Source organism: Actinomadura sp. NPDC049382 (assembly GCF_040677125.1).
Classification (GTDB): Bacteria; Actinomycetota; Actinomycetes; order Streptosporangiales; family Streptosporangiaceae; genus Spirillospora; species Spirillospora geliboluensis.
The window spans coordinates 1-12,546 of record NZ_JBFARO010000051.1 but is presented as its reverse complement, the minus strand read 5'-3'; the positions used below and the strand labels follow the sequence as shown (position 1 = coordinate 12,546).

Annotated in this window: 12 protein-coding genes; 10 read left to right on the top strand and 2 right to left on the bottom strand. The window is 73.4% G+C overall.

The features are described from left to right. Positions 1-20 precede the first annotated feature (20 nt). From AB0K34_RS26335 to AB0K34_RS26300, 8 genes are all read left to right on the top strand, one after another. The gene (locus AB0K34_RS26335) at positions 21-635 is read left to right on the top strand and encodes a TetR family transcriptional regulator C-terminal domain-containing protein (RefSeq protein ID WP_364551452.1); all 615 of its coding nucleotides are present in this window, start codon (positions 21-23) and stop codon (positions 633-635) included. A 162-nt stretch (positions 636-797) separates the two neighbouring features. Next, the gene (locus AB0K34_RS26330; RefSeq protein WP_138633880.1) at positions 798-1,964 is read left to right on the top strand and encodes an acyl-CoA dehydrogenase family protein; all 1,167 of its coding nucleotides are present in this window, start codon (positions 798-800) and stop codon (positions 1,962-1,964) included. After that, positions 1,961-4,051 (top strand): acetate--CoA ligase family protein, encoded by a 2,091-nt coding sequence (locus AB0K34_RS26325; protein WP_301175067.1) that lies wholly within the window; start codon positions 1,961-1,963, stop codon positions 4,049-4,051. The genes AB0K34_RS26330 and AB0K34_RS26325 overlap by 4 nt, the downstream gene beginning before the upstream one ends. Positions 4,052-4,059: 8 nt before the next feature. After that, on the top strand, positions 4,060-4,869 hold the full coding sequence (locus tag AB0K34_RS26320; RefSeq protein WP_138633886.1) for an SDR family oxidoreductase: 810 nt from the start codon (positions 4,060-4,062) through the stop codon (positions 4,867-4,869). Further along, a complete protein-coding gene (locus AB0K34_RS26315; protein WP_364551448.1) occupies positions 4,866-6,311 on the top strand; it encodes an aldehyde dehydrogenase family protein in 1,446 nt (481 codons plus the stop codon). The genes AB0K34_RS26320 and AB0K34_RS26315 overlap by 4 nt, the downstream gene beginning before the upstream one ends. 6 nt (positions 6,312-6,317) lie before the next feature. After that, the gene (locus AB0K34_RS26310; protein WP_364551447.1) at positions 6,318-7,253 is read left to right on the top strand and encodes a DMT family transporter; all 936 of its coding nucleotides are present in this window, start codon (positions 6,318-6,320) and stop codon (positions 7,251-7,253) included. A 65-nt stretch (positions 7,254-7,318) separates the two neighbouring features. Next, a complete protein-coding gene (locus tag AB0K34_RS26305) occupies positions 7,319-7,873 on the top strand; it encodes a DUF2243 domain-containing protein (protein WP_364551444.1) in 555 nt (184 codons plus the stop codon). Next, positions 7,873-8,760: a cytochrome c oxidase assembly protein gene (locus AB0K34_RS26300; RefSeq protein ID WP_364551442.1), complete on the top strand. Its 888-nt coding sequence runs from the start codon at positions 7,873-7,875 to the stop codon at positions 8,758-8,760. The genes AB0K34_RS26305 and AB0K34_RS26300 overlap by 1 nt, the downstream gene beginning before the upstream one ends. On the opposite strand, the gene AB0K34_RS26295 is transcribed toward AB0K34_RS26300, so the two are convergent. Next, positions 8,708-9,925 carry a PP2C family protein-serine/threonine phosphatase gene (locus tag AB0K34_RS26295; RefSeq protein ID WP_364551439.1) on the bottom strand — a complete coding sequence of 406 codons (1,218 nt, stop codon included), beginning with the start codon at positions 9,923-9,925 and terminating at the stop codon, positions 8,708-8,710. The two genes, AB0K34_RS26300 and AB0K34_RS26295, sit on opposite strands and share 53 nt — an antisense overlap. 152 nt (positions 9,926-10,077) lie before the next feature. Continuing rightward, positions 10,078-10,443, bottom strand: a complete 366-nt coding sequence (locus AB0K34_RS26290; RefSeq protein WP_138633904.1) for a metalloregulator ArsR/SmtB family transcription factor — start codon at positions 10,441-10,443, stop codon at positions 10,078-10,080. Positions 10,444-10,520: 77 nt separating this feature from the next. Between AB0K34_RS26290 and AB0K34_RS26285 the strand changes: the two genes are divergently transcribed. After that, entirely contained in the window at positions 10,521-12,164 is a 1,644-nt protein-coding gene (locus AB0K34_RS26285) for an FAD-dependent oxidoreductase (RefSeq protein WP_364551436.1), read from the top strand. 15 nt (positions 12,165-12,179) lie between these two features. After that, a complete protein-coding gene (locus AB0K34_RS26280) occupies positions 12,180-12,419 on the top strand; it encodes a hypothetical protein (protein WP_205719088.1) in 240 nt (79 codons plus the stop codon). Positions 12,420-12,546 lie beyond the last annotated feature (127 nt).

The window sequence follows — 12,546 nt, the reverse complement described above, 5'->3', positions numbered from 1 at the left end:
AGCACACGAGGTGAGAACGGATGCCACGACCGAGCGTCGTAGCGGAGCGTCGCGACCAGATCCTGAGGGCGGCCTGCGAGGTCGTCAGCGAGCGGGGTTACAAGGCGCTGCGCGTGACCGACGTGGCCAGGCGCGCCAAGATCAGTACCGGCTCCGTCCACTACTACTTCGAGACGAAGCGCGACCTCGTGCACGCCGCGTTCGAGTACAACTTCACCCGTTCGCTGGAGCGCCGCAAGCAGATCCTGGACCGGCATCCCAACGCCCGGGACCGGCTGCGCGCGTTCGTCGACTCCTACCTCCCGCACGACGAGGAGACCGCGGCCGCCTGGCGCATCTGGGCCGAGACCTGGGTCGAGGCGCTGCACGACCCCGACCTCCGCGAGCTCAACGAGCGGATCTACGGCGAGTGGCGCAGCGTGATCGCCGAGATCATAAGGGTCGGCCAGGCCGAGGGTCTGATCGTCCAGGGGGACCGGATGCTGCTCGCGAACGCCCTGGTCAGCATGATCGACGGCCTCGCGATCCAGGCCCTCGTCGGGTCCCGGCACATGACGATCGAGCGGATGCAGAGCGTGTGCGACCATCTGCTCGCGACGATGTCGACCGAGCCCGCCCAGGCCGCCATCGGCTGAGCGCCCCCCGGCCCTCCTCCGGACTCCGCGCGCCCGGGCGCCCCTCCGCCCGGGCGGCCGTGCGGTCCGCCCCCTGAAACCCCTTGACAGCCTGTTGCGCCCTGCCCCACGATCACACAAACATAACTGACGGGTCAGTTAAATTTCATCGGGAGCCCCTCCATGTCCTACGACCTCACCGACGGGATCGAGCTGAGCGACGAACAGCGCGAGTTCGTCACGCTCGCCCGCGACTTCGCCCGCAACGAGATCCGCCCCCGCTCGCGCGCCGTCGACGAGGCGGACACCGAGGCCCCCATGGACCTGTGGGCCAAGGCCGCCGAGATCGGGCTCGCGGCCTACATGCTGCCCGCCGAGTACGGCGGCGGCGGCGTGACCGACCTCGTGACCCAGTGCCTCGTCCAGGAGGAGCTGTGCCACGGCGACATCGGCATCGCCAACTTCCTCACCTCCAGCTCGTTCTTCGCCGACCCGATCCTGTCCCTCGGCAGCGAGGAGCAGAAGCGCAAGTGGATCACCCCGCTCACCGGCGCCACGCCGCCGGTCACCAGCGTCGCCGTCACCGAGCCCGGCGTCGGGTCGGACGCCGCCGCCCTGCAGACGCGCGCGGTCCGCGACGGCGACCACTACGTCCTCAACGGGTCGAAGACGTGGATCTCCAACGCCCCCCTGTCGCAGTACTTCGTCGTGTTCGCCACCGTCGACCCCGCCCTCCGCTCCCGCGGGGTGACCGCGTTCGTCGTCGAGCGCGACCGCGAGGGCCTCACGGTCGGCGCGCCCATGCGGAAGTACGGTCAGCGCGGCACCCTGAACGCCGAGGTCTTCCTGGAGGACGTCCGCGTCCCGGTCGAGAACCGGCTCGGCGAGGAGGGCAAGGGCTTCTACGGGCTCATGCACACCTTCGACGCGTCCCGGATCCTCATCGGCGCGGCCGCGACGGGCCTGGCCCGCGCGGTGCTGGAGGACGCCGTCCGGTACGCGCGCGAGCGGGTCCAGTTCGGCAAGCCGATCATCGAGCACCAGGCCGTGGCGTTCCGCCTCGCCGACATGGCCGCGAAGACCGACGTCTCCCACCTCGTCACCATGCGGGCCGCCCGGCTGTACGACGCCGGCGCGCCGGTCACCGCGGCCTCGGCGGTCGCGAAGCTGACCGCCTCGGAGAACGCGACGTGGGTGGCCAACGCCGGGCTGATGACGCACGGCGGCTGGGGCTACTCGCGGGAGTTCATGGTCGAGAAATGGCTGCGGGACGCCAAGCTGGAGGAGCTCGAGGAGGGCACCTCCGACATCCAGCGCCTCATCATCTCGCGCGCCGTGGCCGGGCGATGAGCGACGCCCTGTCGGTCTTCTCCGACCCGAAGTCGGTCGCCGTCGTCGGCGCCTCCCCCGACCCCGCCAAGTGGGGCCACTGGATCGCCCGCGGGGCCCTCCGCGGCGCCCACCGGCGGGACGTCCACCTCGTCAACGCCAAGGGCGCCACGATCGAGGGCGTCCAGTCGGCCCGGTCGCTCGGCGAGCTGCCGTCGGTGCCGGAGCTGGTCGTCCTCACCACCCCGGCGCGGACGATCCCCGCCGTCGTGGACGAGGCGCTCGCCCTGGGCGTCAAGGGGTTCCTCGGGATCACCGCCCACATCGACCTCGCCAACGGCGAGCCCGGGCTGGAGCGCCGGCTCGCCGACCGGATCCGCCGGGCCGGCGCCCGGATCGTCGGGCCGAACTGCCTCGGCCTGTACGACGCGGACGCCGAGCTGGAGCTCGCCTGGGGCACGTTCGTCCCGGGCGGCATCGCGATCGTGTCGCAGTCGGGGCAGCTCGGCCTGGAGATCGCCGGGCTCGCGGCCCACGCGGGCCTCGGCGTCTCCCGGTTCGTCTCGGTCGGCAACCAGGTCGACGTCACCGCGGCCGACCTGCTCGCCGACCTCGTGGCGCACGAGGCGACCCGGACCGTCGTCCTCTACCTGGAGAGCTTCGGCGCGGGACGCGACCTCGTGGACGTCATGGCCCGGCTCCGCGCCGCGGGCAAGCGGGTCATCGTCCTCACGGTGGGCGCCAGCGACGCGAGCCGGGCCGCGGCCCGGTCGCACACCGGCGCGCTGACGGCGTCGACCGACGTCGTCGCGGCGGCCTGCCGGGCGGCCGGAGCCGTCCTCGTGGACACCCCCGCGCAGGCCATCGACCTCGCGCACCTGTTGGCCGGCGGCCCGCTCCCCGCCGGGGACCGCGTCGCGATCGTCAGCGACAGCGGCGGCCAGGGCGCCCTCGCCGCGGACGTGATGGCCCGCCACCGGCTCACCGTGCCCCGGCTCTCGGACGCGGCGCGGGCCGCCGTCTCCGCCCTGCTGCCCGAGGGCGCCGGAGCCGCCAACCCCATCGACCTCGCCGGGGCGGGCGAGCAGGACCTCGACACCTACGCGCGCATCGTCGACGTGCTCCTGCGCAGCGGCGAGGTGGACGCGGTCGTGCTGTCGGGGTACTTCGGCTGCTACGGCGCCGACACCCCGACGCTCGTCGAGCGGGAGCTGGAAGTGGCCGCGTCGCTCGGGCTGTCGGCCGCCGAGCACGGGCGCCCGGTGCTCGCGCACAGCATGAGCCACGATTCGGAGGCGGTGCGGGAGCTGCGCGCCCGCTCCGTCCCCGCGCTGTTCACCATCGACGCGGTGGCGCGGTCGCTCGGGCTCGCGGTCGAACTCGTCCGCTCCGCACCGCCGGAGGACGTCGCGGGACCCGCCGCCCCCACCGCGCCGCTCGGCGGGGCGGGCGAGGCGCTTCCCTATCTCGCGGGACGCGACCTCCTCGCCGCCGCGGGCCTCGCCTACCCGCGCGCGGCCGCCGTCCGGACCCCGGCGGACGCCGCCGCGGCGGCGCAGGCCATGTCGGGTCCGTTCGTCCTCAAGGCCGGATGGCTGGAGCACAAGACGGAGGTCGGCGGAGTTGCGGTCGGCCTGACCGGCCCGGACGCCGTCGGCGCCGCCCTCACCGACATGGTCGCCCGGCTGGGCGAGGGCGACTACGTCCTTGAGGAGATGGACGCCCGCACCGACGCCGTCGAACTCATCGTCGGCGCCCGCCGGGACGACGCCTTCGGACCCGTCGTCCTCGTCGGGATCGGCGGCGTCCAGGCCGAGGTGTACCGGGACGTCGCGCTCGCGCTCGCGCCCGTCGGCGCCGCCGAGGCCCGCCGCCTCGTGGAGTCGCTCGCCGGGCTGCCGCTGCTCACCGGGTTCCGCGGCCGCCCGGCCGTCGACCTCGACGCGGTCGCCGAGAGCGTCGCGGCCGTGTCCCGGCTCATCGCGGACGACCCAGGCGTCGCCGAATGCGAGGTCAACCCGCTGCGCGCCGGGCCCGGCGGCGCGATCGCCGTCGACGCCCTCGTCCTCGCCGCCGCGCCGGCCCCGACCCCGACCACCGACCAGTGAGGGAAGCCATGATCGAGAAGTCTCCGCTCGCCGAGTTCGCCGGCCAGGTCGCCGTCGTCACCGGCGGCGGTTCGGGCATCGGTCGCGCCATCGCCGTCCGCTACGCCGCCGGGGGCGGGAACGTCGTCGTCATCGGCCGGCGCGCCGAGCCCCTGGCGGAGACCGCCCGCATGGCCGAGAGCCTCGGCGCCGAGGCCGCGGTCGTCACCTGCGACGTGCGCGACGCCGACGCGCTCACGGCCGCGATCGACGGCGTCGCGGCCGAGCACGGGCGCATCGACGCGATGGTGAACAACGCGGCGGGCAACTTCGTGTGCCCGGCGGAGGACCTCTCGCCCGGGGGCTGGCGCGCCGTCGTCGACATCGTCCTCAACGGCACCTTCTACGGCACCCGCGCCGCGGGCCGCCACATGCTCGCCGCGGGCCGGGGCGCGATCCTCAACGTCATCGCCAGCTACGCCTGGCACGGGCACCCCGGGACCGTCCACAGCGCGGCGGCGAAGGGCGGCGTCCTCGCGATGACGCGCACCCTCGCCTCCGAGTGGGGCGGACGGGGAGTGCGGGTCAACTGCATCTCCCCGGGCCCCACCGAGACCGAGGGCGCCGGTGCCGCGCTGTGGCCGACCGAGGAGGACCGCCGCCGCGTGCTCGGCAGCGTCCCCGCGAACCGGTTCACCACCCCGGAGGAGGTGGCCGAGTCGGCGGCGTTCCTGCTCGACCCCCGGCGCGCCGCCTACATCACCGGCGACGTCCTGTCGGTGGACGGCGGCCAGTGGCTCGGCAAGGCCGTCTACTCCGACTCCTCGGCACGGGCGTGAGCGCCCGGCAGGCCGGCCGCCCCGAATGGGCGCGGTCGGCGGTGTACATCGGCGGCCGGTGGCGGGAGACGGCGGGCGGCCGGACCACGGAGGTCGAGAACCCGGCGACCGAGGCGCCGGTCGGGACCGCCGCCAATGCCGGGGCCGAGGACGCCGATGCCGCGGTGTCCGCCGCGGCGGCGGCCTTCCCGTCCTGGTCGGCCATGCCGCCGCGCGAGCGGCTGGCCGTGCTCGGACGCGTCCACACCGCCCTCGAACGCCGACGCGACCTGCTCGTGGAGACGACCGTCGCCGAGATCGGGGCGCCGCTCCGCGTGGCCCGGGAGGCGCACATCGACACGGGGCTGGACGTCCTGCGCGCCTACCTCGACGCCGCCGCCGACCTCGTCTGGGAGGAACGCGTCGGGAACTCGCTCGTCCTGCGCGAGGGGATCGGCGTCGCCGCCTGCGTCACCCCGTGGAACTACCCCTTCTACCAGGTCCTCGCCAAGATCGGCGGCGCCCTCGTCGCCGGCGCCGCCGTCGTGCTCAAGCCGGCCGAGCTGACGCCGCTGTCGGCGTACCTGCTCACCGACGCGATCGACGAGGCCGGGGTCCCGCCGGGGGTCTTCAACCTCGTCCCCGGCCCGGGACGGGTCGTCGGGGAGGCCCTCGCGGGCCACCCGGACGTGGACGCGATCTCCTTCACCGGCTCCACCCAGGTCGGCGCCCGCGTCGCGGCCGTCGCCGCCGCGGGCATCAAACGCGTCAGCCTCGAACTCGGCGGCAAGTCCGCGAGCGTCATCCTCCCCGGAGCCGACCTTGAGACGGCCGTGCGCGCGTCCGTCGACGCGGCCATGCTCAACTCCGGGCAGACCTGCACGGCCTGGACCCGGCTCCTCGTGCCGCGCGCGGACCTCGACTCCGCGCTGCGCCTCGCCGCCGCGCGCGCCGACGCGCTCGTCGTCGGCGACCCGGCCCGTTCCGAGACCGACCTCGGGCCGGTCGCGTCGGCGTCCCAGCGGCGGACCGTCGCGGGCTTCATCGAGCGGGCCGAGGCCGCCGGCGCGCGGATCGTCACCGGCGGCGCGGAGCGGCCGGCGGGGCTGCCGCGCGGCCACTACGTGCGCCCTACCGTCGTCACCGACGTCGCGCCCGACGCGGAGATCGTCCAGGAGGAGGTGTTCGGACCCGTCCTGACCGTCCAGCCCTACGACGGCGTCGAGGAGGCGGTCACGCTCGCCAACGGCACGCCCTACGGGCTGGCCGGCGCCGTGTGGGGGCCGGACCGGGACGCGGCCGTCGCCGTCGCCCGCCGCCTGCGCACCGGCCAGGTCGACGTCAACGGCGGTGCCTTCAACCCGGCGGCGCCCTTCGGCGGCTACGGCCGTTCCGGCAACGGCCGCGAGCTGGGCCGCTGGGGGATCGAGGAGTTCCTGGAGACCAAGGCGCTGCAACTGTGACCGCCCGTGTCCGCCCGGCGTGACGTCCGGCTGACGCTCGCGGGCGGCGTGCTCGTGGCCGTCACCGCGGTGTGGGGCTCGACCTTCCCCATCTCCAAGGACCTCCTCACCCGGCTGCCGGTCCCGGACTTCCTGGCGCTCCGGTTCCTCACGGCCGCGCTCGTCGTCGGGCTCGTGCGCCCGGCGGCGGTCCTGCGCGCGGGCTGGCGCGTCGTCGGCGTGGGCGCCGGGCTCGGGCTCGCGTACTTCACCGGCCAGTACCTGCAGTTCGTCGGGCTCAAGCACACCGCGCCGACCGTGTCGGCCTTCGTCGTGTCCATGTACGTGGTGTTCACGCCGCTCCTGGCCTGCCTGTTCGCGCGTAAGCCGCCGTCCGTCCGGACGAGCGCCGCGACGCTTCTCGCCACCGGAGGCGTCGCGGCCATGTCCCTGCGGGGCTTCTCCCTCGGCTGGGGCGAGATGCTCACGCTCTTCGCCGCCCTGCTGTACGCCGTCCACATCCTCGCCCTCGGACGCTGGTCGCAGGCGCGAACCGCCTACGCGCTCGCCGTCGTGCAACTGGCGACCATGGGGTTCGCCTTCCTCGCCGTCGCGTCCGTCGACGGGGTGCAACTGCCGGAGTCCCGGGACGTCCCGGCCTTCCTCTATCTGGCGATCGTCGCCGGCGGCATCGCGCTGCTCGGGCAGACCTGGGCCCAGGCCCACCTCCCGGCGTCGACGGTCTCGATCACCATGGTCCTGGAGCCGGTGTGGGCCGGCGTCATCGGCCTGTCCGTCTTCGGTGAGCGCCTTGACGCGCGGATCGTCCTCGGCGGGATGCTCATCCTCTCCGCACTGGTCGTGATCAACGCGCGCGGCTCCGACGGTGTCCGGCGCTCCAGATGGCGAAGACGCGCGGCCGACCTGGATCGTCCAGCGAATACTCGGGTCGGCGCGGGGTAGCAGCCGCCTGTGGCGGTACCTGATCTTGGCTCTGCCGCACCCGCACCTGGGAGGGACGACGGACCATGACCGCCACCGGCCGTACCGGCGCCACATCCATGCCGGCCAGCCTGCAGTTGCCCGGTATCACGCTGGGGGTCGGCCTCGGCGGCTTCGTCGACGGCATCCTGCTGCACCAGCTCCTCCAGTGGCACCACATGCTCAGCAGCACCGACACCGCCCGGATCGGGGTGAGGTACTACGACCCCCACACGGTCTCCGGGCTGGAGATGAACACGCTGTGGGACGGCTTGTTCCATGTGGTGTGCTGGCTGGCAGTGCTCGCCGGGCTGTCCATCCTGTACTCACGGGTCACCCATCGGCGCCGCCGGGTGTGGACCTCCCAGGTGCTGTGGGGATGGGTGCTGGTCGGCTGGGGCCTGTTCAACATCGTCGAAGGCGTCGTCGACCACCAGATCCTCGGCATCCACCACGTGCACGGCGGCCCGCTCCAGATCTGGTGGGACGTCGGCTTCCTGCTCCTGGGCGCGGTGCTGGTGGCCGTCGGATGGCTGGTGCAGCGCACCGGCACGCCGTTCGACCCCGAGCCCGATGCCTCCTTCCGGCCGTGGAGCCCGTGATGCACCATCACCCGACGCCGGCGCACGACGGCGGGGGATGGGGCACCGTGCTCGCGGTGGCCGGCGTGGGCGCCCTCGCGGTCGCCTACGTGCTGCTGGCACACCGCGGACCCGGTAGGAAGGCCGGCGCCCGAGACGGGTGGCGCACGGCGATGTTCCTGACCGGATGCACCCTGGTGGCGGTGGCGCTCCTACCGCCGATCGCTCCGTGGGCGCACGAGGACTTCCGCGGTCACATGCTCCAGCACATGCTGCTCGGAATGTACGCGCCGCTGGCCCTTGTCCTGGGCGCCCCGATCACCGTGCTCTTGCGTGCGCTGCCCACCGACTGGGCCAGGGACCTGACCGGCGTACTGCGCAGCAGGCCGATGAAGGTCTTGGCCCACCCCATCATCGCGCTGATGCTCAGTACCGGCAGTCTGGCGGTGCTGTACTTCACCCCGCTGTACAACGCCACGACCACCCGTCCCGCACTGCACTGGTTGATGCATGCGCACTTCGTGCTCTCGGGGTTCCTGTTCGCGTGGGTCATCGCCGGGCCCGATCCCGCGCCTTCACGGCCCCGGGTCAACGCGCGGCTGCTCGTCCTCGGCGCCGCCATCGCCCTGCACGCCGTCATCGCCCAGCTCATGTACGGCGGGTTCCTCATCGACGTGCACGCCCCCATCGCCGAAGTCCGCGGCGGCGCGGAGATCATGTACTACGGCGGAGACATCGCCGAGCTCCTGCTCGCCGCCGCCCTCGTCGCCACCTGGCGCCCCGCCCGCCGTGCCGCCGCCGTCCGGCGGCGCCCATGGCGCGTTTCCGGCGGGCCCGCCCCGGCGGCGTCGCGGCTCAGGTCCGAGTGGGGTGCCATTCGAACATCAGGATCGTGGCGTCGTCGGTGAGACGGCCGTCCTGGTAGGCCATGATGTTGTTGACCAGGCGGCGGAGCGCCTCCGGGGCGGGCTCTCCGGCGGCGATGGCGCGGATGATGAAGTCGGTGAAGCGCTCCTGGCCGAAACGCGTGCCGTCGGGCGCCTCGGCCTCGGTGACGCCGTCGGTGTAGAGCAGGACCCGGTCACCCGGCTGGAGCTGGACGGTGTCGACCCGCCACGCGGGCCCGCCCGAGTCGCCGGTCAGCTGGCGGGCGGGGCCGAGCGGCAGCTGCGGCTCCCGGTCGAGGGCACCCGGCAGCAGGTTCTGCTCGCGCAGCAGCAGCGGGGACGGGTGACCGCAGTTGATCCAGGTCAGTGCCCCGCTGGCGAGGTTGAGATGGGCGAAGACCCCGGTGATGTAGCGGTCGGGGAACCAGGTGTCGAGGTTCTGGTCGACGGTGGTGACGATCTCCTGCAGGGACCCGCTGCTGCTGCGGCGCACGTTCCGGCAGCTGGCCATGGCGACCGTGGAGGTCAGCCCCGACAGCAGGTCGTGGCCCATGGAGTCCAGGACGGTGATGTGCAGTTCCCCGCCGATCAGCGAGTGGTCGAAGGCGTCGCCGCCCAGATCGTAGGCGGGCTCCAGGACGGCGCTCGAGGTGACCTGCTCGGTCCCCATCGTGCGCGGCGGCAGGTAGGCCCACGCCATCTCCGCTTCCAGTTTCAGCGACGCGCTGCGCTGGAGCCGGGAGTAGGCGTCGCTGTGGCCGCCCTTCCCGATCACGGCCAGGGCCAGCAGCGACGCCAGCGTCCGGCAGACCCGCAGGGTGGCCTGATCGAGCGTGTCGGTCCGCACTTCCAGGACGCCGATGCGGTCCATGCCGTCGTTCATCGGCAGCCACAACTGGAGCCCGCCGGAGCGGTGCTCGGCCGCCTGCAGCTGGCCGGTGCGGTAGGTCCGGCCGGCCTCGGTGGCGTCCACCTCCAGCCGCAGGGACGGCTGGTCGGGCCCCTCCGGCAGCGAGACCAGGGTGTTCTGGCGGAGGTCGGACAGATAGATGGTGATCGCCCGGACGCCCAGGTCGGCCGCGTACGCGTTGAACAGCGACGGCAGCCGGTCCGGCGACACGAAGTGCATCTTCTCCAGCAGCAGGAGCAGGGTCTTCTCCTGCCCCCGGCCGGCTTCGGCCTCCATGCAATGCCCCTGGGTCGTGGTGTGCACCCGGCGAATCAACGAGCCGTCGTGCGACACGGACACTCTGCCCTCTTCCGGCACACCCGACCCACGATCGAGCTTTCCTTGCCCAATCCGAGACCAGTAACCGACCCTCTCGTTCCCCAGTGGAGTCAGGCCGAGGCCGGGGTCGGCAGGGCGAACAGACCCGACAGGCGGGTCAGCCTGTCCGGTACCACCCGGTAGTACACCCACGTGCCGCGCCGCTCGCCCTCGATGAGCCCGGTCTGGCGCAGCACCTTCAGGTGGTGGGAGATGGTCGGCGCGGTGAGGTCGAACGCGCCGGTCAGGTCGCACACGCACGCCTCGTCGCCGTCCACCGAGGCGATCATGTTCAGCAGGCGCAGCCGCACCGGGTCGGACAGGGCCTTGAAGACCTTGGCCAGTTCGGCGGCCTCCGCCTCGCTCAATGCCGAATCGCTCAGCGGCGCGCAGCAGGCGGGGGCCGTCACGTCTTCGAGGTCCAGCAACTTAGACATGCATCTAATTTGACATCCATCGATCCAGCGATGCAAACTGGCTCCTGCTTAGACGAGTATCGAAACAAGGGGCTGCCGTGAATGACGAGGCCGGACGACCGGAGAGCTGCTGCGGTGTCAGCGCGTGCTGCACCAGCACCGAGCAGGCCGTAGACCCTGGTGTCACCGTCCAGCAGGCCAAGACCGGCGCCGGCTGCGGCTGCGCGGAGGATGGGGCGCTCGACGGGCTGCCGGTCGTGGTGATCGGTGCCGGGCCGGTCGGGCTGGCCGCCGCCGCTCATCTGGCCGAACGCGATCAGGACTTCCTCGTGCTGGAGGCCGGGGGAGAGGTGGGCGCGGCGATGTCGGAGTGGGGGCATGTGCGGGTGTTCTCGCCATGGCGGTACGACACCGACGCCGCCGCCCGGCGGCTTCTGGAGCCGACCGGATGGCGTCTGCCCGACCCGGAGGCCCTGCCCACGGGTGCCGAACTCGTCCGCGACTACCTGGCGCCGCTCGCTCAGGTTCCCGCGCTGGCCGGTCGGATCCGCACCGGCACCCGCGTGGTGGCCGTGACCCGGCAGGGCGTGGACGTGACCCGCACGGTCGGGCGTGCGGAGCGTCCGCTGCTGGTCCGCGCAGTGGGCCCGGACGGAGCCGTGGACGACATCGCCGCCCGCGCGGTCATCGACGCGTCCGGCACCTGGGGCCGCAGCAACCCGCTGGGCCACTCCGGCCTGCCCGCGCCCGGCGAGGAGCAGGCAGCCGCCCGCATCACGGGCCCGCTGCCGGACGTGCTGGGTCGCGACCGGTCCCGCTTCGCGGGCCGCCGCACGCTGGTGGTGGGGATGGGGCACTCGGCCGCCAACACGCTGTTGGCGCTGGCCGAACTCGCCAAGAACGAGCCCGGCACCCGCATCACCTGGGCGGTGCGCGGCGCATCGGTGGCCCGGCTCTACGGCGGTGGCGACGCCGACGGCCTTCCCGCGCGCGGCGCGCTCGGCACCCGCCTGAAGGCGGCCGTGGACAACGGTGAGATCGACCTGGTCCGCGGCTTCACCATCACCGGCGTCGCCACGACGGGCGATGAAGCCGCAGCCGTCCAGGTCAACGGCCAGACCCCGGACGGCCCGCGCGTCCTGGAGGCCGACATCGTGGTCGCCGCGACGGGGTTCCGGCCCGATCTGGACATGCTGCGCGAGGTGCGGGTCGAACTCGACCCCGCCACCGAGGCGCCGGTCAGGCTCGCCCCGCTGATCGACCCGAACTTCCACAGCTGCGGGACCGTCCCGCCGCACGGCGAACGCGACCTCGCCCACCCCGAACCCGGCTTCTACCTGGCCGGGATGAAGAGCTACGGCCGCGCCCCCACCTTCCTGATGGCCACCGGGTACGAGCAGGTCCGCTCCATCGTCGCCGCGCTCTCCGGCGACCGCGAAGCGGCCGACACCGTCCACCTCGACCTCCCGGAGACCGGCGTGTGCTCCACCAGCCTGGTCACCGACGACCTGCTACCGGGCGCCGTCAACCAGAGCGCCGGCCAGGATGACGGCTGCGGGACGTCGTGCTCCACCGAGGCGACGCCTGCCCCTGCCGCCCAGTCCGGGCCGGGTGGCGGGTCGTGCTGCGGCCCGGCGGCCCCCGAACCGGTCAGCATCGGCATGGGCGCACCCGCCGGACTGGGATTCGCGACCGGGCACGTGCACGGCTACTCCGGCGAGGCCGAACACAGTGGTGCGTGACGGGGCGACGACCTGATGAGCCAAGGCACTCCCGCACCGGGGCCGGCGGCGGACACCTCCGCCGCCGGGCCCGGCACGGTGTCCCGCGTTCCGCTGCTCGCCCTCTGCGTCACCGAGATCACCAGCTGGGGCGTGCTCTACTACGCCTTCCCCGTGCTCGCGCAGGACATCACCCGCGACACCGGCTGGTCCACCGCGGCCATCACCCCATCGCCGCCGGACTCGGCGGATACCCCCGCATGTTCCTGGTGCTGACCGTCGTCGCCGCCCTGGCCGCAGTACTCGCAGCCGGTACCGCAACGGCCCGCACCACAGGACGCCGGCCGTCGGCCGCACCATCGGCAGCACGCATGCCCGCCCCGCGCCTGGCACCGCGCAGGAA

Excerpts from the sequence above, each read along its gene's own strand:
- AB0K34_RS26335 (WP_364551452.1), top strand. The coding sequence starts at position 21 with ATGCCACGACCGAGCGTCGTAGCGGAGCGTCGCGACCAGATCCTGAGG.
- AB0K34_RS26330 (WP_138633880.1), top strand. The coding sequence starts at position 798 with ATGTCCTACGACCTCACCGACGGGATCGAGCTGAGCGACGAACAGCGC.
- AB0K34_RS26325 (WP_301175067.1), top strand. The coding sequence starts at position 1,961 with ATGAGCGACGCCCTGTCGGTCTTCTCCGACCCGAAGTCGGTCGCCGTC.
- AB0K34_RS26320 (WP_138633886.1), top strand. The coding sequence starts at position 4,060 with ATGATCGAGAAGTCTCCGCTCGCCGAGTTCGCCGGCCAGGTCGCCGTC.
- AB0K34_RS26305 (WP_364551444.1), top strand. The coding sequence starts at position 7,319 with ATGACCGCCACCGGCCGTACCGGCGCCACATCCATGCCGGCCAGCCTG.
- AB0K34_RS26300 (WP_364551442.1), top strand. The coding sequence starts at position 7,873 with ATGCACCATCACCCGACGCCGGCGCACGACGGCGGGGGATGGGGCACC.
- AB0K34_RS26295 (WP_364551439.1), bottom strand. The coding sequence starts at position 9,925 with ATGGAGGCCGAAGCCGGCCGGGGGCAGGAGAAGACCCTGCTCCTGCTG.
- AB0K34_RS26290 (WP_138633904.1), bottom strand. The coding sequence starts at position 10,443 with ATGTCTAAGTTGCTGGACCTCGAAGACGTGACGGCCCCCGCCTGCTGC.
- AB0K34_RS26280 (WP_205719088.1), top strand. The coding sequence starts at position 12,180 with ATGAGCCAAGGCACTCCCGCACCGGGGCCGGCGGCGGACACCTCCGCC.